This window comes from Calidifontibacillus oryziterrae (assembly GCF_000331575.1).
GTDB lineage: Bacteria > Bacillota > Bacilli > Bacillales > Bacillaceae_J > Calidifontibacillus_A > Calidifontibacillus_A oryziterrae.
Genome location: NZ_ANOK01000004.1, coordinates 89,143 through 109,923 on the forward strand (window position 1 = coordinate 89,143; position 20,781 = coordinate 109,923).

The 20,781-nt window shown below is 35.2% G+C and carries 20 protein-coding genes; 18 read left to right on the forward strand and 2 right to left on the reverse strand.

Annotation, left to right across the window (positions count from 1 at the left end; genetic code table 11):
* Positions 1–37 precede the first annotated feature (37 nt).
* From D612_RS0103690 to D612_RS0103735, 9 genes are all read left to right on the forward strand, one after another.
* The gene (locus D612_RS0103690; protein ID WP_017754136.1) at positions 38–4,264 is read left to right on the forward strand and encodes a 2-hydroxyacyl-CoA dehydratase; all 4,227 of its coding nucleotides are present in this window, start codon (positions 38–40) and stop codon (positions 4,262–4,264) included.
* A gap of 106 nt (positions 4,265–4,370) precedes the next feature.
* Positions 4,371–4,967, forward strand: a complete 597-nt coding sequence (locus D612_RS0103695; RefSeq protein WP_017754137.1) for a TetR/AcrR family transcriptional regulator — start codon at positions 4,371–4,373, stop codon at positions 4,965–4,967.
* 344 nt (positions 4,968–5,311) lie between these two features.
* Complete coding sequence (locus D612_RS0103700) at positions 5,312–6,214, forward strand: YitT family protein (RefSeq protein WP_026092384.1); 903 nt, start codon at positions 5,312–5,314, stop codon at positions 6,212–6,214.
* Between the two features lie 99 nt (positions 6,215–6,313).
* The gene (locus tag D612_RS0103705) at positions 6,314–6,544 is read left to right on the forward strand and encodes a helix-turn-helix domain-containing protein (protein ID WP_017754139.1); all 231 of its coding nucleotides are present in this window, start codon (positions 6,314–6,316) and stop codon (positions 6,542–6,544) included.
* Positions 6,545–6,674: 130 nt separating this feature from the next.
* Positions 6,675–7,367 carry a DUF1538 domain-containing protein gene (locus D612_RS0103710; RefSeq protein WP_017754140.1) on the forward strand — a complete coding sequence of 231 codons (693 nt, stop codon included), beginning with the start codon at positions 6,675–6,677 and terminating at the stop codon, positions 7,365–7,367.
* Positions 7,364–8,113 carry a DUF1538 domain-containing protein gene (locus D612_RS0103715; RefSeq protein ID WP_017754141.1) on the forward strand — a complete coding sequence of 250 codons (750 nt, stop codon included), beginning with the start codon at positions 7,364–7,366 and terminating at the stop codon, positions 8,111–8,113. Before D612_RS0103710 ends, D612_RS0103715 begins: the two co-directional genes overlap by 4 nt.
* Positions 8,085–8,807, forward strand: a complete 723-nt coding sequence (locus tag D612_RS0103720) for a P-II family nitrogen regulator (RefSeq protein ID WP_017754142.1) — start codon at positions 8,085–8,087, stop codon at positions 8,805–8,807. The genes D612_RS0103715 and D612_RS0103720 overlap by 29 nt, the downstream gene beginning before the upstream one ends.
* 559 nt (positions 8,808–9,366) lie before the next feature.
* The gene (locus D612_RS0103730; RefSeq protein ID WP_017754144.1) at positions 9,367–10,848 is read left to right on the forward strand and encodes a potassium/proton antiporter; all 1,482 of its coding nucleotides are present in this window, start codon (positions 9,367–9,369) and stop codon (positions 10,846–10,848) included.
* A 234-nt stretch (positions 10,849–11,082) separates the two neighbouring features.
* Complete coding sequence (locus tag D612_RS0103735; protein WP_017754145.1) at positions 11,083–11,949, forward strand: YitT family protein; 867 nt, start codon at positions 11,083–11,085, stop codon at positions 11,947–11,949.
* 167 nt (positions 11,950–12,116) lie between these two features.
* Here the strand turns inward: D612_RS0103735 and D612_RS0103740 are convergent, their stop codons facing one another.
* On the reverse strand, positions 12,117–12,347 hold the full coding sequence (locus D612_RS0103740; RefSeq protein WP_017754146.1) for a hypothetical protein: 231 nt from the start codon (positions 12,345–12,347) through the stop codon (positions 12,117–12,119).
* Positions 12,348–12,564: 217 nt separating this feature from the next.
* On the opposite strand from D612_RS0103740, the gene D612_RS0103745 reads away from it, so the two are divergent.
* The 6 genes from D612_RS0103745 (at position 12,565) to D612_RS0103770 (ending at position 17,336) form a co-directional block, all read left to right on the forward strand.
* Positions 12,565–13,020: a helix-turn-helix transcriptional regulator gene (locus D612_RS0103745; protein WP_017754147.1), complete on the forward strand. Its 456-nt coding sequence runs from the start codon at positions 12,565–12,567 to the stop codon at positions 13,018–13,020.
* 543 nt (positions 13,021–13,563) lie between these two features.
* Entirely contained in the window at positions 13,564–14,733 is a 1,170-nt protein-coding gene (yhbH, locus tag D612_RS0103750) for a sporulation protein YhbH (RefSeq protein WP_017754148.1), read from the forward strand.
* Between the two features lie 287 nt (positions 14,734–15,020).
* A complete protein-coding gene (locus D612_RS0103755) occupies positions 15,021–15,479 on the forward strand; it encodes a hypothetical protein (protein ID WP_017754149.1) in 459 nt (152 codons plus the stop codon).
* A gap of 174 nt (positions 15,480–15,653) precedes the next feature.
* Positions 15,654–15,914 (forward strand): hypothetical protein, encoded by a 261-nt coding sequence (locus D612_RS0103760; protein ID WP_017754150.1) that lies wholly within the window; start codon positions 15,654–15,656, stop codon positions 15,912–15,914.
* 235 nt (positions 15,915–16,149) lie between these two features.
* Positions 16,150–16,341: a hypothetical protein gene (locus tag D612_RS19365; protein ID WP_154649430.1), complete on the forward strand. Its 192-nt coding sequence runs from the start codon at positions 16,150–16,152 to the stop codon at positions 16,339–16,341.
* Between the two features lie 473 nt (positions 16,342–16,814).
* Positions 16,815–17,336: a CYTH domain-containing protein gene (locus D612_RS0103770; protein WP_017754152.1), complete on the forward strand. Its 522-nt coding sequence runs from the start codon at positions 16,815–16,817 to the stop codon at positions 17,334–17,336.
* Between the two features lie 153 nt (positions 17,337–17,489).
* On the opposite strand, the gene D612_RS0103775 is transcribed toward D612_RS0103770, so the two are convergent.
* Entirely contained in the window at positions 17,490–17,864 is a 375-nt protein-coding gene (locus D612_RS0103775; protein WP_017754153.1) for a PilZ domain-containing protein, read from the reverse strand.
* A gap of 335 nt (positions 17,865–18,199) precedes the next feature.
* On the opposite strand from D612_RS0103775, the gene D612_RS0103780 reads away from it, so the two are divergent.
* From D612_RS0103780 to D612_RS0103790, 3 genes are all read left to right on the forward strand, one after another.
* Positions 18,200–18,937 carry a DNA polymerase beta superfamily protein gene (locus D612_RS0103780; protein WP_017754154.1) on the forward strand — a complete coding sequence of 246 codons (738 nt, stop codon included), beginning with the start codon at positions 18,200–18,202 and terminating at the stop codon, positions 18,935–18,937.
* Between the two features lie 718 nt (positions 18,938–19,655).
* Positions 19,656–19,982 (forward strand): PadR family transcriptional regulator, encoded by a 327-nt coding sequence (locus tag D612_RS0103785; RefSeq protein ID WP_017754155.1) that lies wholly within the window; start codon positions 19,656–19,658, stop codon positions 19,980–19,982.
* Complete coding sequence (locus D612_RS0103790) at positions 19,979–20,773, forward strand: permease prefix domain 1-containing protein (protein ID WP_017754156.1); 795 nt, start codon at positions 19,979–19,981, stop codon at positions 20,771–20,773. Before D612_RS0103785 ends, D612_RS0103790 begins: the two co-directional genes overlap by 4 nt.
* Positions 20,774–20,781 lie beyond the last annotated feature (8 nt).

Genomic DNA, 20,781 nt, shown 5'->3' on the forward strand with positions numbered 1-20,781 from the left:
CAATATCAGGGTTCGATAGAGGAGGCCGCAAAGCAAAATGGCATTGCATTTAGGGCTAGATGTTGGCTCGACGACAGCAAAATTGATTGCAATAGATCAAGACGGGAGTATAGTATATCAAAAATATACTAGACATTTTTCTGATGTTAAGAATACATCGCTACAAATGTTAAGCGAACTACATAATCTTTATAAAGATGTGAGTGTAACGATCACAATAGCAGGCTCTGCGGGTTTATCACTAGCAAAGCATTTGCAAATTCCATTCATACAGGAGGTCATTGCTTGTACAGAGGCGGTTGAACGGAAAATCCCTGAGACGGATGTTGTGATTGAGCTTGGGGGAGAGGACGCAAAAATAATTTATTTTACTAACGGATTAGAACAGCGAATGAATGCAGCATGTGCCGGTGGGACTGGCGCATTTATTGATCAAATTGCGGCGCTTTTACAAACCGATGCGGCGGGTTTGAATGAACTAGCCAAGGACTATACAACCATTTATCCAATTGCATCACGTTGTGGGGTATTTGCCAAAACAGATGTCCAGCCCTTGTTAAATGAAGGGGCGAGGAAGGCGGATATTGCTGCATCTGTTTTTCAAAGTGTGGTAACGCAAACGATAGCAGGCCTAGCTTGTGGCCGACCGATTCGTGGAAGGGTTGCATTTTTAGGTGGTCCGTTAACGTATTTATCGGAGCTACGTGGTCGCTTTATTGAGACTCTTAATTTATGTGATAAAGAGGTTATCTTCCCTGAAAACAGCTTATATTTTGTCGCGTTAGGTGCTGCACATAATGGTAAAAATAACGAGAAAACTAACTTGGTTGAACTCGTTAAACGGTTTGAAAACTTTTCACTAGCTTCTGTTAACGTGAAAACAAAAACCTTACCACGATTATTTGAGAATCGTGATGAATTACAAGCTTTTCGTTCACGGCATCACATGGCTTCGGTAAAAAAAGGAAAGCTGAAGACCTATAAAGGAGTCACTTATTTAGGGATTGATGCCGGCTCGACGACTACTAAGCTTGTGTTGATAGGTGAAAATGATGAACTTTTGTTTACATATTATGAAGGCAACCAAGGCAATCCGTTACAAACGGTACTGACTGGATTAAAAGAAGTATACAGTAAGTTGCCAGATGGCACTTTCATTGCCAACTCTGCTGTAACTGGCTATGGTGAAGGGCTTGTTAAGTCTGCCTTTAAGGTTGATATTGGTGAGATCGAGACGGTTGCTCATTTTAAAGCGGCGGCAAGGTTTTTACCTGAGGTTGATTTCATTCTTGATATCGGTGGTCAGGATATGAAATGTATTAAAATAAGAAAAGGCACGATTGATAGACTAATGTTGAATGAAGCATGCTCTGCCGGATGTGGGTCGTTTCTTGAAAGCTTTGCGAAGTCGCTTGATATTCCAATTGAACAATTTGCGAAGGAAGCACTGCTAGCAGATCAACCTGTTGATTTGGGATCACGCTGTACTGTATTTATGAATTCGAAGGTGAAGCAAGTTCAAAAGGAAGGTGTGACCCTTGCCAATCTATCTGCGGGGTTATCCTATTCTGTTATTAAAAACGCTTTGCAAAAGGTTATGAAGCTACGAAATATTGAAGAACTAGGGGAACATATCATTGTTCAAGGCGGTACCTTTTATAATGAAGCAGTACTGCGTGCATTTGAGCTGTTGATAGGTAGAAATGTAGTTCGTCCGGATATAGCTGGGATGATGGGTGCGTATGGCTGTGCTTTAATTGCAAAAGAACAATATGAAGCTGGCAAAAGTAATATTTTAACATTAGCAGAACTTGCCGATTTTTCCTGCGATGTATCCCATACGCGCTGCAAGCTATGTGGGAATAGCTGCTCTCTAACAATTAATCGCTTTAAAGATAAACGATTTTTTATAACGGGTAATCGCTGTGAACGAGGGGCCGGGCTACGAAAAGAAAAAAATTCATTGCCAAACCTCTATCATTATAAATATGAGCGGATATTTGGCTATAAATCATTGACAAAAAATGAAGCAACACGCGGTACAGTCGGAATACCACGTGTGTTAAATATGTATGAAAATTATCCGTTCTGGCATACGTTTTTTACCCAATTAAACTATGAAGTCATCCTTTCTCCGCAATCTAGCAAAAAGCTATTTGAAAAAGGAATGGAATCAATCCCATCTGAATCTGTCTGCTATCCTGCTAAACTAGCACATGGTCATATAGCTAGCTTAGTAGAAAAAGGCGTAAATTTAATTTTTTATCCTGATGTTGTTTTTGAAAAAAAAGAAGCCGAAGAGGCAACCAATCATTTTAACTGTCCAGTAGTTATTTCCTATCCGGAGGTTATTAGAGTAAATATGGATATTTTAAAAGAAAAAAATATCCGCTATGTTCAGCCTTTTATAACTTTTGATAACGAAAAAGCGTTAAAAAAAATATTGGCTACAGAGTTTTCTCATATTCCTAAAAAGGAAATTTCTCGTGCTGTAGACCTAGGGTTAGCAGAGATGGATCGTGTTAAAAGTGACATACGACAAAAAGGAGAGGAAACGCTTAAATTTTTACAGGAAAGCGGGGAAAAGGGGATTGTATTAGCGGGTAGGCCATATCATATTGATCCGGAAATACATCATGGAATGCCAGATTTAATTACTAGTCAAGGGATGGCTGTTTTGACGGAGGATTCAATTGCCCATTTAGCTGATGTGGAAATGGATATGCGGGTTGTAAATCAATGGACGTATCATGCTCGTTTGTATCGGGCTGCACGAGTTGTGGCCGCAAGAGAAGAAATTGAGCTTGTGCAACTGACTTCGTTTGGTTGTGGCTTGGACGCCGTCACCTCAGACATGGTTCAAGAAATTTTGGAAAGTAAAGAAAAAATGTATACCCTTATTAAAATCGATGAGATTAATAATTTGGGAGCAGCACGGATAAGAATTCGCTCTCTGCAAGCGGCGATGAGGGAACGTGCCAAAAAGCAAATAAAACGAGCTACAGTAAAAACAGAGTACAAGCCGGTTTATTTTACGGAGAATATGAAGCAGGATTATACAATATTAATTCCACAAATGTCACCAATTCATTTTGCCTTGTATGAAGCGGCTTTGAATAGTGAAGGCTATCGGGCAGAACTTTTACCAGAAGTAAACAAGGAAGCTGTTGATGATGGATTGCGGTTTGTAAATAATGATGCCTGCTATCCGGCGATTTTAACGACGGGACAACTAGTTCGTGCACTGAGAAGTGGAAAATATGATCTGAATCGAACAGCAGTCATTATGTCGCAAACAGGTGGAGCATGCCGGGCCACAAACTATATAGCTCTATTACGCAAGGCGCTACACGATGCCGGTATGGACCAAGTTCCCGTTATCTCTCTTAATGCTCTAGGAATCGAAAAGCATCCGGGCTTTGATTTGAACTATAAGCTTATTAGAAAATTAATTGCAGCAACTTGCTATGGAGATGCGCTAATGCGTGTAACAAACAGAATTCGACCATATGAGGAAATACAAGGTAGTACAAATGAGTTATATAATAAATGGTTGAAGGCATGCAGTCAATCATTAGCAAATTTCCAAGGACGTGAATACAAGCAAATCCTTACGAATATTGTGAACGATTTTGATAAGCTGCCAGTTCACTATGTCAAAAAGCCAAGGATTGGGATTGTTGGCGAGATTTTAGTTAAGTTTCACCCAAATGCCAATAATCGAATTGTAGAAATGATTGAACAAGAAGGTGCAGAGGCCGTCCTGCCTGATATCATGGACTTCTTTCTATATTGTGCTTATGATCGGATCTATAAAGGAATCCAATTAGGAAAATCGAAAAAAAATGCGGCAGTCGGACATGGCGTTATTTACCTGCTTGAGCAATTCCGAAAGCCCTTGAAGGAAGCTTTAACTAGGAGTAAGAGATTTTCAGCACCAGCACCTATTTACAAATTAGCAGAAAAAGCTAGCAAGCTATTGTCGGTCGGGAATCAAGCCGGAGAAGGTTGGTTTTTAACAGCAGAAATGATGGAGCTTATTGAGCATGATGTAGAGAACATTGCTTGTATACAGCCGTTTGCCTGCTTGCCTAATCATGTAACGGGTCGTGGTATGCTGAAAGGGTTGAAAGCAATGTATCCAACGGCAAATGTGACGGCAATTGATTATGATGCAAGCGAATCAGAAGTGAATCAAATTAATCGACTCAAGCTTATGTTAGCAACAGCATTTAAGAATGTAGAAAAAACAGAGATCTATTAGTTTTATTACACTAGTGAGAACGCTCGGGAATTTAGTCGTGTGAAGTTTATTTCTTAGTACAAGGTTAATGAAATTGCTACTACCCTTTAAAGGGAGGCGTTATTCCATGAAAGAACAAGTAGGAGACGAGTTATCTACAAAGGATCATATTCTAAATGTTGTGTTGGAGCTTATCAATAACGAGGGGTTTGAAGCAGTTACAATTCGAAAAATCGCTGCACTTGCAAATGTTAATGTTGCCCTTGTTAATTATCATTTTGGTTCTAAAGAAAAGCTATTAAATGAAACAGTTAAAGTCATGATTCATTCTTTTAAAGGCTGCTTTACCGTGTTTGATAGGAAAGATATTTCTGCTCTGGAACGGCTGACGATTTTTTTAACTAATTATGCAAGTGCTTTGGGGAAGTTTCCTGGATTGCTACGGCAATTAGTGGCAATTGGTACAATTTCCTGTGACGTGCAAAATGAGTTTATTTCCTTTATGAAAACAATGGGCTATAACAAAATCATCAACACTCTCAAGGAAATAACTGGGGAAGTGGATCATGATAAGGTTACGGTTTGTGCAGTACAAATAATCGGGGCGTTAGTTTTCCCAATATTAATGAGTCCAATTGTCGGAAAAATTTCAGAGATCGATTTACCTGATACGAAATCACAAGTAGAACTATTGGTGAATCATTATTTATTTAAGTATATTTAAATACTGGAATATTAAAAATGGGTGTCCTTCTAGAGGATGCCCTTTTTTAAAAGATAAGAAAGTATATAATTTTGCGCTTTGGAATCCAGCTCCAGCGCCCAGCGACTAGTAAACTTCGCTCATCTCTTTTGCGATAAGTCAACATCGACACGTCCCTCGACGTGTTTCCTTTATCTCAGTCGATGCGCTCTTATTTTTACGTCGCTAATCAGGGCGCTTGCGCCTTTTTTATTGCTACAAAATTTATCAAAAATAAAGGCTTAGCGTTAGTATTTCTAAAGTGACAACTATCGGTTTCTTGTGATAAAATTTTTATCGTTAAGAGGTGGAATATGGGAAAAGAAATGGCAAAAATTAATTCGGAAGTTCAAAGCTTATCTAATCAAGTTAAACATCATAAATTAACAAAAGTAAAACTAGTTAAAAGAATTATATTCTTATTTATCGGGGCTGTCCTAATGGCAGTAGGTCTTGAAACTTTTCTTGTACCAAACAAAATTATGGACGGTGGAATTGTTGGGATTTCAATTATCGTTTCCCATCTGACAGGTATAAAATTAGGGATATTCTTATTCTTCTTAAATGCTCCATTTTTCTTTGTTGGTTATAAGCATATAGGAAAAACCTTTGCTCTTTCAACTTTATTCGGGATTACCATTATGTCTTTAGCAACGATTTTCCTTCATCCCGTTCCTGCATTTACAGATGATATTTTGCTCGCTACTGTGTTTGGTGGAATTGCTTTAGGCGCCGGGGTAGGATTAGTTATCCGATTCGGCGGTTCGTTGGATGGGACTGAGATCCTAGCGATTCTGATAAATAAACGGCTTCCGTTTTCTGTTGGTGAGATTATTATGTTTTTTAATATTTTTATTTTCGCCAGCGGTGGCTTTGTATTTGGTTGGGACCGGGCGATGTATTCAAGCTTGGCTTATTTTATCGCCTTTAAAGTGATTGATATTGTAATTGAAGGCTTGGATCAATCAAAATCTGCTTGGATAATAAGTGAAAAATATACTGAAATCGGTGACACAATTATGGCTCGATTAGGTCGTGGAGTCACATATTTAAATGGAGAAGGTGCATATTCTGGTGACGACAAGAAGGTCGTTTTTTGTGTCATATCCCGTCTTGAAGAAGCAAAGCTTAAAGAAATTGTAGAGGGTATAGATTCAAGTTCGTTTTTAGCAGTGGCAGATATTGCTGAGGTCCGTGGTGGTCGATTTAAGAAAAAAGCAATTCACTAATATGAAGATTACAGAATTTAGTTATTGTTTATAATAATATGGGTTATAAAACTAAACTATAGAAAGCTATTAACAATCGTTCAGATGGAGGCCTAGTAAATGTATGTAACGATTAAAGAAGCTGCCCAATATTTAAATATGAAGGAATCAACAATTCAAGCCTTAATCCAACAAAAGCGGATTAGGGCTATTTTTGATGGACAGCAATACTTAATAAATAAGGAACAATTTAATACACATATGGAACAAATGGAACAATATAAAAAACTGGTTGAAGAAATTCTTAATGAACCGATTCCAGAAGATCTTGATATAAAGGATGAGGATTAAATTGGATAAAGATTGGTTTGTATTAAAATAGCCGAGTAAATTTAATTTTCTGTTAAAATAAAGATAAATCATTAAAGTTTAAGGAGCATGATTGTACATAACCAAGTCAATGGAATAGGGAGGGGATGAAATGCAAAATCTTATTGATACAATAAAAGAAGTATTCTTCGCCATTTTTCCAATCACTTTAGTAGTCATACTATTACAATTTACGATTATTGGAATGCCGATGGAGGTATTTCTTCAATTTATAATTGGAGTAGTTATGGTTTCGCTCGGCTTGATTTTATTTTTGTTAGGAGTAAATGTAGGATTGTTGCCAGTTGGGGAATTGATTGGGTCTACTTTGCCGAAATACGGAAAGGTATGGGTAGTTGTATTTTTCGGTTTTTTACTTGGTTTTGTTGTTACGGTTGCAGAGCCAGATGTTCGAGTACTTGCTCTCCAAGTTGATTTAGTTTCAGGGGGAGCTGTTTCAAGGAATATTCTAATTTATACGGTTGCTTTAGGTGTTGCTATTTTTGTAGGATTAGCCATGCTTCGTATCGTTCTAAATGTCCCACTTAAATACATATTGACAGCAGGATATTTGATCGTCTTTTTACTTGCAGCATTTACACCACCGCAATTTGTACCAATTTCATTTGATTCAGGTGGCGTAACAACGGGGCCATTGACAGTCCCTTTTATCATTGCACTTGGTGTAGGTGTAGCTTCGGTAATTAGAGGGAAAACGTCTTCAGCTGATGGCTTTGGATTAGTTGCTTTAGCTTCTCTTGGACCGATATTAGCTGTGTTAATGTTGGGAGTGATTTATGGGTGAGTATCACAATATTTGAGGGATTTGGTCATGTAATAACTGAAGTTGCTTTGGCACTGCTCCCGTTATTGATTTTATTTTTATTTTTCCAGTTTTTTATACTAAAGCTTCCAATTAGGAAACTAATGGACATCTTAAAAGGAATGCTTCTTACCTTTTTTGGATTAGCCTTTTTTCTCCAAGGCGTACATATTGGGTTTTTACCAGCAGGAGAGCAAATGGGGATGATCCTAGGTCAATTTTCAAATAAATGGTTTTTAGTGCCGATTGGCTTTATTTTTGGATTCGTTGCCGTTTTTGCTGAACCAGCTGTCCGTGTATTAAACCATGAAGTAGAAAAAATGTCTGGTGGTTATATTCCGCAAAAGGTATTGCTTTATACATTATCAATTGGAGTTGCAGCTTCCATTGCATTATCAATGGTTAGGGTTATTTTAGGAATATCTATTTGGTATTTTATTATTCCATGCTATTTATTAGCAATTATTTTAATGTACTATTCCTCTGCAACGTTTACAGCTGTTGCATTTGATTCAGGTGGAGTTACGACGGGGCCGATGACTGCTACGTTTTTAGTTGCAATGTTTGTAGGGATTGCAACTGTATTAGAAGGTCGTGATCCTTTACTTGATGGATTTGGAATGATTGCCTTAGTTGCAATTGCTCCGGTTTTATCAGTGTTACTATTAGGATTGCTTTATGGCCGAAAGGAGAAAGAAAATGAACGAGCTTTTGAACAAGGATCATAAATTATTGATCACAATTGTGAAAAAAGGTTTAGCATCTAAAGTTGTTCAAGCATCAAAAGACGCAGGTGCAAGAGGTGGAACTATTCTATTTGGACGCGGACATGGCGTTCATGAAAAGCGAACATTTTTAGGTTTTACTGTTGATAAAGAAAAAGAAGTAATCTTAACAGTTATTCCAATAGACAAGATGGATAGTATTCTTTCAGCAGTCGAAAAAGCAGGGAATTTATTCAAGCCATCTCATGGAATTGGCTTTGTTATTGATGTGAAACAAGTTTCAGGAATTGCAGGTATGCTGAATTTATGCGATCCAAATAATGTTGGAGGTTTTAAAATGGAAGAAACAATTCATTACGATTTAATAGTGACAATTATTAATAAAGGCCATTCTGAAAAAGTTGTTGATGCATCAAAAAAAGCTGGTGCAGAAGGTGGTACGATCATTAATGGCCGCGGGACAGGCATAAGAGAGCAAGCGAAGCTTTTTTCTATCCCAATAGAGCCTGAAAAAGAAATTGTATTAACATTAATTGATAGAAATAAAACAGATGCGGTGCTACAGGCGATCATGAAAGAAGGGGAACTTGAAAAACCTGGTAAAGGGATTGCGTTTGTTCTTGATGTTGAGCGAACGGTAGGCATTAACCATATTTTAAATAGAATGGTAAATGAAAAATTTATGGAAAATAATTAACCAATATTAAAAGGGACTGACTCCTAGTAATCAGTTCCTTTTTTGATTCTAATTTGTTTTTGCCCTCGTGAGTCACATCATTTTTTGTAATAATGTAAAAGATGCTTATCTTTTTAATCAATTTATGGCTTGTGCTATAATTATTAAGTGTACTAATAAGGAGAAAGGTATAGAATAAATGGCGTATTTTTCAAAAATGATCATTTCTGTAATAGGATTCATTCTTATACTTCAGCTCGTATTTCCTTATTGCTCTCTTCATCCGCAGCTACAGTCTACAAGTGCTGATCAAATTTTATCTATGAAAAGCAGCCAGGTCAATGTAATACATATAGCATCAAAGTATAAAAAGTCTTTTTCTCCACTAACATCCGCTTCGATAATATCAGTTAATGATGAAAAATTTTTATTAATCTGCGTTTCTATTTTAATTTTTATTTCTTCGTATATTTCAATTGTAAAAAAGCAAGAAAAATTACTAGCTGTAAAGTTTCAAGCTAATTTCCTTCTTAAATGAATTTATCCTAGAATCTATTAATAAAATTTTAAGGGGGATTCAATGTTAACACATGATTTTAATACAGATTATTTTATACTAATGTTTGCAATGCTTTTATTATTAGGCGTACTAACGACTAAGTTTTCGTCACGGTTAGGCGTACCCGCACTAGTCTTATTTATAGCATTAGGAATGGTTTTAGGAAGTGATGTGCTCGGGATTATTTATCTTGATAATCCACATGTTGCTCAGCTAATTGGGGTACTTGCACTAGTTATTATTTTGTTTGAAGGAGGGCTTCAAACAAAGTGGACAACGGTGAAAAAAGTAGCCTATCCCGCCATATCACTCGCCACGTTGGGAGTTCTTCTCACAACTATTATATTTTCAATTGGTGCGAAACTGATTTTAGGTGTAACTTGGTTAGAGGCATTTTTAGTGGGTTCTATTGTAGGTTCTACTGATGCTGCAGCTGTATTTGCTGTAATGAAAGGACAAAATATTAAAGAAAGAATGTCTGCTACAGTTGAGATAGAGTCTGGATCGAATGACCCAATGGCTGTTTTCCTAACTTTATCATTTATTCAGTTTCTAACGATAGAGAATTCGAATTTATGGATGCTAATTGGAAATTTTTTCTGGCAAATGATTATCGGTTTGGCAATTGGGTATTTTTCCGGAAGGTTGGTCACGAAAATTATCAATAAAATTTCTTTAGATTCAAGTGGACTATATCCAGTTTTGGCACTTGGATTTGCGGTCTTAATTTATAGTATAACCGCAGTAATACATGCAAGTGGACTACTTGCTGTATATGTTGCTGCCATTGTCATCGGGAACAGTGATTTAACATATCGTACTTCAATTGTTCGCTTTAATGAAGGATTTGCTTCGATGATGCAAATTTTAATGTTTGTTATTCTTGGATTGCTAGTATTCCCTTCGCAGTTAATGGATTGGGATCTTATTTGGAAGGGCTTGCTATTAGCTTTCATTTTATTAGTTGTTGCTAGACCGGTTGCCGTTTTCTTATCGATTCCGTTTTTTAAATATTCGTTAAAAGAAAAGCTATTTGTTTCATGGGCAGGGTTAAGAGGCTCGGTCCCGATCGTATTAGCAACATTTCCGATTGTTGCTGGTGTTGAGAACAGTCAATTAATATTTAACATTGTTTTCTTCGTAGTTTTAACTTCTGCACTAGTCCAAGGATCAACCATCACGTATGTTGCTGCTAAGCTTGGATTAAGTACGACAGCGAGACCTACATCCCCACATACACTTGAATTAGTATCGATGGGGAAAGCAAATGCGGAAATGATTGAGTTTATTGTCCGACATGACCATGAGTTAATCGGAAAATTTTTAAAAGAAATAACCTTACCAGATAATGTGCTAATTAATGCGATTATTAGAGGAAATAACCTTGTTACGCCTCGAGGAGATACTAAAATATGCGAGGGGGATATTTTGTATATATTAACAGATAAGCGAAGTAAAAGTGATCTTAGAGAACTTTTAAAACCAAAAATAGTTCAAGAGTGATACGAACTCTGAGAAGATCGTTAGCCTTATAGGAACTTTTAAACCAAAAATGCACAAGAATGAAGCTTATTATTATTTTTGTCGTAAATTTTATGTGTGAACATTTTGATAATGGCTACCCAAAAAAAGTTTATTCATCAGCCCAGACAACACGTGGTTATAGTTATGAGAGCGTTTGGGAAGGGTAGCCAATTTAAAAATAACTTGAGTTAATTTTACAGAGAGGTTGAGAATATGGTAATGACAAAAAAAAAGCGAATTTTTAAAGAAATTCGCCAAATCATTATGATTACAATTGGGGCGATAATTGCAGCAATTGGTCTTGAATTATTTTTAGTTCCAAATGATATTTTAGATGGTGGAGTAATTGGGCTTTCGATTATTGCAGCAAAATTGACTGGATTTAAAATGAGTGTGTTTATTGTTGTTTTAAATATACCGTTCTTATTTATTGGTTATCGAAGATTAGGAATTAAGTTTACATTACATACTTTATATGGAGTAATTGTTTTATCTGGATTTACATCTTACTTGCATCATTTTGAAAGTGCTACTGATGATTTGTTTTTGGCAACAATTATTGGCGCAGTTATTCTTGGAACAGGTGTAGGTTTAGTTATTAGAACAGGAGGCGCTCTTGATGGTACAGAAATTATTGCCATCCTTGTTAGCAAGAAGCGTCCTATTTCAGTTGGCCAAATTGTAATGGTTATGAACTTATTCATTTTTATTTTAGCTGCTTTATTAGTATTTAGCTGGGAAACAGCGATGTACTCGATTATTACGTATTTCATCGCTTTTAAAATGATAGATATTGTAGTAGAAGGTATGGAAGAATTAAAATCTGTCACAATAATTTCTGATATTCCAGATGAAATTGCAGATACATTAACAAAGGAATTAGGCCGTGGATTAACTTATATTCACGGTGAAGGAGTTTATACTAGGGAGCCAAAAAAAATTATTTATACGATTGTTTCACGGATTGAATTATCTAATTTGAGATCTATTGTTCAAGACTTAGATCCAGGTGCTTTAGTGGCCATAGAGAATGTTGCAGATGTTTCAGGTAGTAATTTTAGGAAGAGCGGAGCGCACTAATCTGAAAATATTGTTATGAAAATAGCCTATGTTTTAGTGAGTATGGTTGTTGTTTAATACATTTTTAATAAAAATAGTTGGTTTTAATTAGAATAAAATAGCATCTGCTAGCTAACGAAAAGCAGATGCTTTTTACATATAAAGTTGGGATTTACCGGTGTTGTAAATTAGCTGAAGTATACAGTAGTTAAGCATAAGAAAGATATTCCCCATGTAATGACAAGTCCTAAAGAAAATGGTTTTCTAATTTTCTTGTACCATGGTCTTTCAATCCAATCTGCTCGAGAAATATTATTGTTGTAGGAGTAGGGTGGGGCTTGTAGGTCATTAAACATCATTGGAATGAGCATCAACCCAAGCACAAAACAATTAATTCCAATAATTAATAGAATTACCATTATTAATCCTCCCCTAGAATTTCTTACTATAATCATAATATTTTTTTCGCGTTCAATAAATCTGAAAATTTAAAAAAATATGTTTTTTCTGTGACAAACTCACATAAGTTTCAGAATAATATTATTTACCGTTGTGAGTGAATTAGTTGAATTAAAAATGATGCGGGTGTAAAATTTCACTAAAAATAGAAAGTGTAAATATGGAGTTGGGACAATCATGGATAAAGAGAGATTAATTGAAATTTTATCTGCAAAAATAAAATTAATTAGAACGGAAAGTGGTTATACACAGGATCGGATGGCGGAAGTATTGGGAATTTCAAAAAAAACACTGGTTCAGATTGAGAAAGGCCGTTTAAATGGGAGTTGGACTCTTATCGTTGCAGTATGTGCATTATTCCGTGATAGTGAAGTCCTTCAATCTGTTTTAGGTGATGTCCCGTTAGAGGTTATTGAAACGGTTGCCCATGATGGGGTGGAGCGACCGAAGGATAAAACACTTGGTGGTAAAGTATGGTGGAAGAATATTGATGTTCAAAACGGTTTTCGTATTCAACAGAATTTGTTAAGCCAGCATTATCGAATTCTAGACGAAGAAAATTATCGTTGGTATAGTTCATTTAGTAAGGAAGATACAAAAGAAAAATTTGAAGAGTTAGTTAAAGGGAAGTGATTCTGAGTGAATCACTTTTTGTGGCTTAATAGATTCATTGTCACTCTAAGGCAATAAACTGGATAACAAAATAAGAAGTAGTAGTCCATGTGGGTAAAATGTTTAAACATTTGGGTGAATTGAGAAGTACGTAAGAATAATGATGCACATATCGGTAAATAGAGGTTGTACGTGGGTAAAGTGCTGAAACTCATGGGTAAATTGGGATAGTACGTGGGTAAAGTGCTGAAACTCATGGGTAAATTGGGATAGTACGTGGGTAAAGTGCTGAAACTCATGGCTAAATTGGGATATTACGTGGGTAGCGTACTGAACCCGTGGGTAAATCACGACATTAAATTGGGGTAACTGCAGAATTAGTAATGAAACTTCAGGGTTCACGTACATTCCTCGAAATTATAAGCAATTATTTCTTGATTTTGCATAGGATAAAGTAAACTCTATATTTATATACCTTCCACATTATGTATATCGGTTTATTTTGAATTGTTAATTGTTTTAGAAATAAGAATAACAACTTCAATTTTGGGGAGGGGAATGGAAATGGCAGCAGGTAATGACCAAAGCTTTGTTATCTCTCAGGAAAACTGGTCCCTCCATCGGAAAGGTCATGATGATCAACAAAGGCATCAGGAAAAGGTTAAGGAAGCAATAAAAAACAATTTGCCAGATCTAATAACAGAGGAAAGTATTATCATGTCTAACGGTAGGGACGTTGTGAAAATACCAATCCGTTCATTAGATGAGTACAAGATTCGTTATAACTATGATAAGACAAAGCATGTAGGTCAAGGTGATGGCGATAGTCAAATTGGTGATGTTGTGGCGCGGGATGGTTCCGGGCAAAAGGCCCCAGGCAAAGGTAGTGGAGCTGGGGATCAAGCGGGTGAGGATTACTTTGAAGCAGAAGTTTCATTAATGGAAATTGAGGATGCACTTTTTAAAGAGTTAGAGCTACCAAATCTTCAGCAAAAAGAGCGCGATGATAATGTAGTTGAGGACATTGATTTCAATGATGTCCGTAAAACTGGGCTTATGGGGAATATTGATAAAAAGCGAACGTTGAAAAATGCGTTTGTACGGAATGCAATGCGTGGAGAGCCAAGTTTTAGCCCAATTTATCAGGATGACCTCCGCTTTAAGACGTGGAACGAGGTTGTAAAGCCTGAATCGAAAGCAGTTGTATTAGCAATGATGGATACATCTGGTTCAATGGGAATTTGGGAAAAGTACATGGCGCGGAGCTTTTTCTTCTGGATGACGCGGTTTTTACGTACTAAGTATGAAACGGTTGAAATTGAATTTATTGCCCACCATACAGAGGCAAAAGTTGTGTCTGAAGAAGACTTTTTCTTAAAAGGTGAAAGTGGGGGAACAATCTGTTCTTCTGCCTATCGAAAAGCACTTGAGCTAATTGAAGATAAATACTCACCAACTCGGTTTAATATTTACCCATTTCATTTTTCCGATGGTGACAATCTAACCTCAGACAACGCCCGTTGTGTCAAGCTCGTCAGCGAGATGATGAAGGTAAGCAACATGTTTGGGTACGGGGAAGTGAATCAATACAATCGGCATTCTACGCTAATGTCCGCCTATAAAAATATCACAGATGAAAAATTCCGTCATTATATATTGAAGCAAAAGTCAGACGTCTATGCGGCAATGCGGAGCTTTTTTCGAAATGAAAATGAGAATAAGGCGTATGCCTAACAAATGAAAAGCCAGCAGAGATGCTGGTTTTTGTTCTTTGTAATAGTTTAGGATAACTTTTTATTTGTATTTTATGTTATAGATCAACGTTATGAAATATTTTATGTTCAGCAAATGATTGGTCAAGTAAAATTTAAAAGGAAAACATAAAATATGAATATAATTGTAATTGATAGAAGGTTTCACAGTATTTTCCTTTTTATGCAATAATCAGTTTACTAATAAGTGATACTAAAGTTTTGATAGGAATTGGCAGAAAAAGGATTTTAAAATTAGCGGTTAAATAAATGGAACATTTGGTTTATTGTGATACGAAAGCAAAGGTATTAGAAAAAATTCTGAATGGCTCAAAAACAATGATTATTAGAGGCGCGACAGGCAGAAAGTTACCTTATGGCAGAGTATTTAAAGGTGAAACTTTATATTTTATTGAAAACAATGGAGATGGATTAATAAAAGCTAAAGCTACCGTTAAAGGTATATTTAACTCTGAAGAAATGACAGAGGACGAATCAAGAAAAGTAGTTACTGAAAATCAAAGTAAGCTAAACTTAACGGATGCCCAAATTAAGTGTTGGGCTGGCAAAAGGTTTCTTTGCTTAATAGAATTACAAGATGTAAAAAAAATTGAACCGTTCAAACTTGCTCGGCAAGATAATATGGACGATTGGATTATAGTTGAAAATATATCCACCATTTTGGAAGGGGGAAGTGAGAAATATCAAAGTATTAGGTTAAATGAATAGCAGAAGCCCGCTGTTAACTTCATAGCAAAACAAAGACAAACTTCTCAAGAAAAAATCGCTGCTGTATTATAAGGTCTTCTGATTGTACCACCAGAATTTTTTGTTAATCATTATTTGTTTGTGTGATGATGGATGTTATAATTATTATAGTATGAGTAGAGGGGAGAACGGAAAGTGGAAGAAATCTTAAAACAAATACTAAGTGAGATAAAAGAAATGCGTGTGGATATAAGACAAGTAGAAATAGACGTAAATGATTTGAAACAAGGTCAAAGTAGACTAGAATTGGGCCAGCAAAAACTGCAAAAGAACTTGGTTGATAGTTTAGGATTATATACAGAGAGAATTATTGATCATGTTGATGATAAAACGGAAGTGTTAAACAAAAGAGTATTTAAAGTCGAATCAGAAATAGAACGATTAAGTAGACAGTAAGTGGAGTTCGAATTCCTAACTGTCTTTTTTTATTTTACCATCATAAAATATAATTAATTTACATGTGTATAGTCTAAGATTGCGAGATTAACATGGTCTAAAGAAGCATTTATTGACAATAAACCTATGGAAAAATGGCTTGAAAAAACAATTGGGAATGTTAGTTTTGAGGAACAAAAAACCCCATTCGCAGCAGTTGCTTCAGATGCTTGTTCTGGAGAAGAATCTGCTTCTATTGGCTAATCGCTTCGGCAAACGTATGGGAGATTCCCTTTTTGTGAAAATGTCCCTTAATCTTCGGGAATTAGCACAGTTGGCGGGAGTAAAGAGTACTGAGTTAGCAGAGGTTATTAACGACTTAGAGGAAAAGCGTATATTGAAAATGATGGGGAATTCGTTCGAGATTGATCTGCAGAAGCTTCGATAAAGGAATCGTAGGAACGGTTCTTGTGCTTCCTTGCACAATGGTCGTGCAAAAAGTTTTTTATAATTAAGAAAGCCAGCAGAAATGTTGGCTTTTCTTTTTGCAATTATTTAGGACAACAAAAAGGATATTAATAATGCGGAATAGTATTGAAACATGTAAAGTGTTAATAAAGTACACAAGGAACGAAGGTTGATTCAACAAATGATGGTGGAGCAAGGAAAAGCAACAAGAGCAGAGGCCGCAACAGTAATTATGTAACTTTATTATTTTTCAGAAAATTATGTACATTTATATCTATTATATGATAAAATAACATTTATCCAAAATTTCCGAGTTATAAGGTCTATATATTAGGTGCATGTATTAGGTGGTAAATTAAGGATTTTCAATATCTCCTAAGGTTCTTCTATCATAGGACAAGTAATTAAATAAATTTTACAGAAATATTAACAATAATAGAGAGGTGATCTTAAATGGTTGCAGGAAAGAAAAAAATTGACAGAAAGTTTTTAGTAGAATGTGATTATCTTCTCGATCGGATAGATTTAGAGTCTATTGATCTAGTAGAGCAATATTATATTGCGTTTGGAGAAGATGAAGAGGTCAGAATTAGAAGTATCGAGGATTATAGCTCTGAGCCGCATGAAGTAACGTATTGTTTGTCAATTAAAAAAGGAAAAGGGATGTCACGTATTAAAACTGAAGTTGAAATCCAGGAAAATACGTATAAACAACTAATCAATAATCTAAAACCTATCATCAAAAAGAGATTATTTTACGATTATTGTGGACACCATTTAACAATATTCAAGTATTTTGGGAAACTAGAAGGTTTAATTATTGTAAAGGTTGAATTTGATTCAGAGGCAGAAGCAAATAAGTTTGAAATTCCCCATTGGTTTAGTACTGAAATTACAGATGACCTTTCCTACCGGAATCAAAATCTATTTCTGAAGATTAACGATATTCATCATCCAAGCGAAATAAAAGCATAATTGAGTATAGAAAGGTAAATAAATTTATTTGTATATAAAGTAATAAGACTTGTCCCTTTAAAATACAGGGCAAGTCTTAATTTCGTTTTTAAAATATTTGCATCAAATTTCCTGAAGTGGTTGTTTCTCTCAATTTATTCATTTTTTCAAAAATTATTTAATTTTTTCAGTTAAACTTAATAATAAACCGGATATTTCTTCACCTTGAGTGATTTCCTCTTCAAATTCAATTCCGTAAGAATGGTGAGTATCATTAATCGGCCTTTCCCAAACAATTTTACCATAGAAAGTATAGATAGCTCCTAAACAATCCAGCTTAAAATAAAGGGTGTCTCCAACTTTAGAAGGTAAAGAAAAATCGAAAGTCATCTTCAAGCCACCCATACTAATGTCATCTACAGTTCCATTCATTATTCGTTCATTCGGAAATGCTCTTTGGTTCATGCGTGAAATATAAATATCAACATGAACCTGTTCAGTTAAATAAACACGAATGTACTTTCTTCTGTTCACTAATGTATTTAACATCTAATATCCCCGCCTTCCTATTGGATAGATTAAATTTTATTTTTTAAATTCTATGGTGTTTACTAAAAATTGTAATAATATTCAGGTGTTGCATTTGATGGGAAGTGTAACCTAATTACAATTTAATTAAATGACAAAATATTGCTAATTGTTTTTTATTATAATACCAAATAATAAATGGAAATTGGGTCCAGTTCATTTTTTTTCTTGAAAAAAGTGTGAACCTTTTGATTAAAATATACAAAAATTCGGAAATACGAAAAATATAATTATAAAAATAAGAGAGTTAATATGGAAAAAAGTATACGAATTTCCACGGAAATAGGTGAAAGAATATGAAAATTGAAAGAAAACTATGTTTTAAAGCACTAGTTGGCAGTTATAATTATAATTTGAATACTAAGCAGTCAGATAAAGATTATAAGATTTTTTTCTATCCAAACTTTGATGATCTTTATAATGGTGGACAGTATTCGAAAGCTCTAATCAGCACTGATGAAGATGTAGAATTTCATGATATTCGCAAACTACCGAGTTTACTGTATAAATCAAATGTGAATTTCATGGAGGTTCTTTTTTCTGAGGAATATGAAATTTTTGATCATGATTTTTTCAATAAAGTTATTGTGTTGAGAGACGACATTTCAAAAATCAATTTACCGTATTTATATGATGCCTGCTACGGCATGTACCTTCAAAAAAGCAAAGAATTTTATCGCGACCAAGCTGATGCGCCTATTGAAAAAACTTGCAAACATGCAATGGGTGCCTACAGAATCCTCGATTTTTTAGATCGTTTTCATAAAAATTCATTTAGCTCATTTAAGAAGGCAATACAATATAATTCTTCTGATTCAAATCGGGATTTACTGCTTGAGATTAGAAATGGAAAGTTTAACTCGAGTCAATTGATCAACATGATAACTGCCAAAGAATCAGAAGTGCGACTATTGGAGGAAGTATATAAATCGTTTGCTGCGAATGAATCCCTTAAGGAAAAAGTTGAAAATTTGGTTAAAGAAAGTGTCAGAGCCTCTATAAAAGAAGAGTTTTTACGTCTCAAGAAGCATTAGTGTGACTTTTTTGGGGGGAATAATGGTGTGAGGTTACTCAAAATACATATTGTTTAAAATTTCGATCGTAGAGGAAAGAGTGTTGATTCGTGGGATGGTGTTCTTGATAGTTTATCGGACACCAGATCCTTTATTTTGTGATTATCCTTTAAAAACAAGCATTATGCGGACACCAGATCCGTTATTTGATTCTAATCGCAAGAAAATGTTCCTTTTTCAGTCGAATAGCGGAACCACTGTCCGTAAGATCTAAACTTCTAATATTTTTACCGCGAATAGCGGAACCACTGTCCGTAAGATCTAAACTTCTAATATTTTTACCGCGAATAGCGGAACCACTGTCCGTAAGATCTAAACTTCTAATATTTTTAACTCGAATTGCGGAATTGAGGTCCGCTAAATTTAAAAATCGTATAATTGTAACCCGCTTAGAGGAACCTATTTTCGTAAAATTCCCCCTTTAAATTGACCCCACTTAGCAGAACCAATGCCGCAGCAAAATTCAAGATTCTCCTATATGACTCGAAGTCTGGAAGATTCCCAAATAGACCACCCTTTTTCAAATGATTTCCTATATTTGTTACACAACCTTGTAATACGATGTACACCTATTTGTTACATAACCTTGTAATACGATGTACATCTATTTGTTACATAACCTTGTAATACGATGTAAATCGTTATACAATAAAAGTAACACTTTTGGAGGTGAGTCGTTTTGGATAAGGAGCTTATGAAAGGTAGTATTGATATTTTGTTACTTGCGATGATTTCATCGAAGGAAATGTACGGATATGAAATGGTAAAAGCATTAAAAGAGAAAAGTAATGATTTATACAATATGAGTGAAGGGACATTGTATCCAGCTTTAAAGCGACTTGAAAAGAAAAAATGGGTCGAATCCTATTGGCTAGATGTACCTTTAGGTGGTCGAAGAAAATATTATCGAATTACTGATGACGGGCGTAAAGAATTAGAAAGGAAACTGAGCGAATGGAATAACATTAACAGCCTGATTAAATCTGTTTCAGGAGGATTAACATGAACAGATTAGAGCAATATATAACGGAGATATTGGCAAATGTTGAATGTAATGATATTGAAAGAGCCGACTTAAAGGAAGAACTGTTAACTCATCTTGCGGAAGCAAAATTTGAACTTATGCAAAAAGGTCTTTCAGAACAAGAGGCAGAAGAGCAAGCAATCCAAGGTTTTGGAAAAGCAGAGCGTCTAGGAAACAATTTACAGCGTTCTATGTATCCATATCGAAAAAATCTATTGCTTTTTATTGGATTTGGCACAATCGTGTTTAGTCTTGCGTGTTATTTTCATAATGTGATAATGTTTTCAGATAATACGTATATTGTTCTTGCTTTAAGTATTTTGATAGGATCGATGATAGTATTTGCAGCGGTTAATCCGGTTTATTTTTCAAATAGAAAAATCGCGATGAATGTTTTGTTAATCAGTCTATTTCCGTTTTATTTTATTAATTTTTTAATAATTGATACGATGAGTAACTGGTACATTCCGCTATTAAATGTACTGGGATTTTTACTAGTTATTAGTTCAATTTGGATGATTTTTTTAACAGCTTTAAAACCACCAACGAATAAAAGGGTAGATGAGAAGACATTAAAGAGACGAAAAATTGTCCACGTTATCAATATAACGATCGGAATAATTGCTATTGGATTTTCGATGTTATTTTCATTTGGAGTTCTTATTTTTGCAGGGCCAAATCCTGTCTTGTTCGTGCCAGCGGCGATTATATTTGCATGGGGACTGTTATATTGGTGGCAAATTAAACTAGTAGACCGTAAAGCTGCGAAATAAGGTGAGAA

What these genes read in the sequence shown, in the direction of transcription:
- yhbH (WP_017754148.1), top strand. Translation starts at nt 13,564, where the DNA reads ATGGCAGCAGGTAATGACCAAAGCTTTGTTATCTCTCAGGAAAACTGG.
- D612_RS0103720 (WP_017754142.1), top strand. Translation starts at nt 8,085, where the DNA reads ATGAACGAGCTTTTGAACAAGGATCATAAATTATTGATCACAATTGTG.
- D612_RS0103705 (WP_017754139.1), top strand. Translation starts at nt 6,314, where the DNA reads ATGTATGTAACGATTAAAGAAGCTGCCCAATATTTAAATATGAAGGAA.
- D612_RS0103755 (WP_017754149.1), top strand. Translation starts at nt 15,021, where the DNA reads ATGGAACATTTGGTTTATTGTGATACGAAAGCAAAGGTATTAGAAAAA.
- D612_RS0103710 (WP_017754140.1), top strand. Translation starts at nt 6,675, where the DNA reads ATGCAAAATCTTATTGATACAATAAAAGAAGTATTCTTCGCCATTTTT.
- D612_RS0103775 (WP_017754153.1), bottom strand. Translation starts at nt 17,864, where the DNA reads ATGTTAAATACATTAGTGAACAGAAGAAAGTACATTCGTGTTTATTTA.
- D612_RS0103740 (WP_017754146.1), bottom strand. Translation starts at nt 12,347, where the DNA reads ATGGTAATTCTATTAATTATTGGAATTAATTGTTTTGTGCTTGGGTTG.
- D612_RS0103735 (WP_017754145.1), top strand. Translation starts at nt 11,083, where the DNA reads ATGGTAATGACAAAAAAAAAGCGAATTTTTAAAGAAATTCGCCAAATC.
- D612_RS0103745 (WP_017754147.1), top strand. Translation starts at nt 12,565, where the DNA reads ATGGATAAAGAGAGATTAATTGAAATTTTATCTGCAAAAATAAAATTA.
- D612_RS0103770 (WP_017754152.1), top strand. Translation starts at nt 16,815, where the DNA reads ATGGTTGCAGGAAAGAAAAAAATTGACAGAAAGTTTTTAGTAGAATGT.
- D612_RS0103730 (WP_017754144.1), top strand. Translation starts at nt 9,367, where the DNA reads ATGTTAACACATGATTTTAATACAGATTATTTTATACTAATGTTTGCA.
- D612_RS0103780 (WP_017754154.1), top strand. Translation starts at nt 18,200, where the DNA reads ATGAAAATTGAAAGAAAACTATGTTTTAAAGCACTAGTTGGCAGTTAT.
- D612_RS0103790 (WP_017754156.1), top strand. Translation starts at nt 19,979, where the DNA reads ATGAACAGATTAGAGCAATATATAACGGAGATATTGGCAAATGTTGAA.
- D612_RS0103700 (WP_026092384.1), top strand. Translation starts at nt 5,312, where the DNA reads ATGGCAAAAATTAATTCGGAAGTTCAAAGCTTATCTAATCAAGTTAAA.
- D612_RS0103695 (WP_017754137.1), top strand. Translation starts at nt 4,371, where the DNA reads ATGAAAGAACAAGTAGGAGACGAGTTATCTACAAAGGATCATATTCTA.
- D612_RS0103690 (WP_017754136.1), top strand. Translation starts at nt 38, where the DNA reads ATGGCATTGCATTTAGGGCTAGATGTTGGCTCGACGACAGCAAAATTG.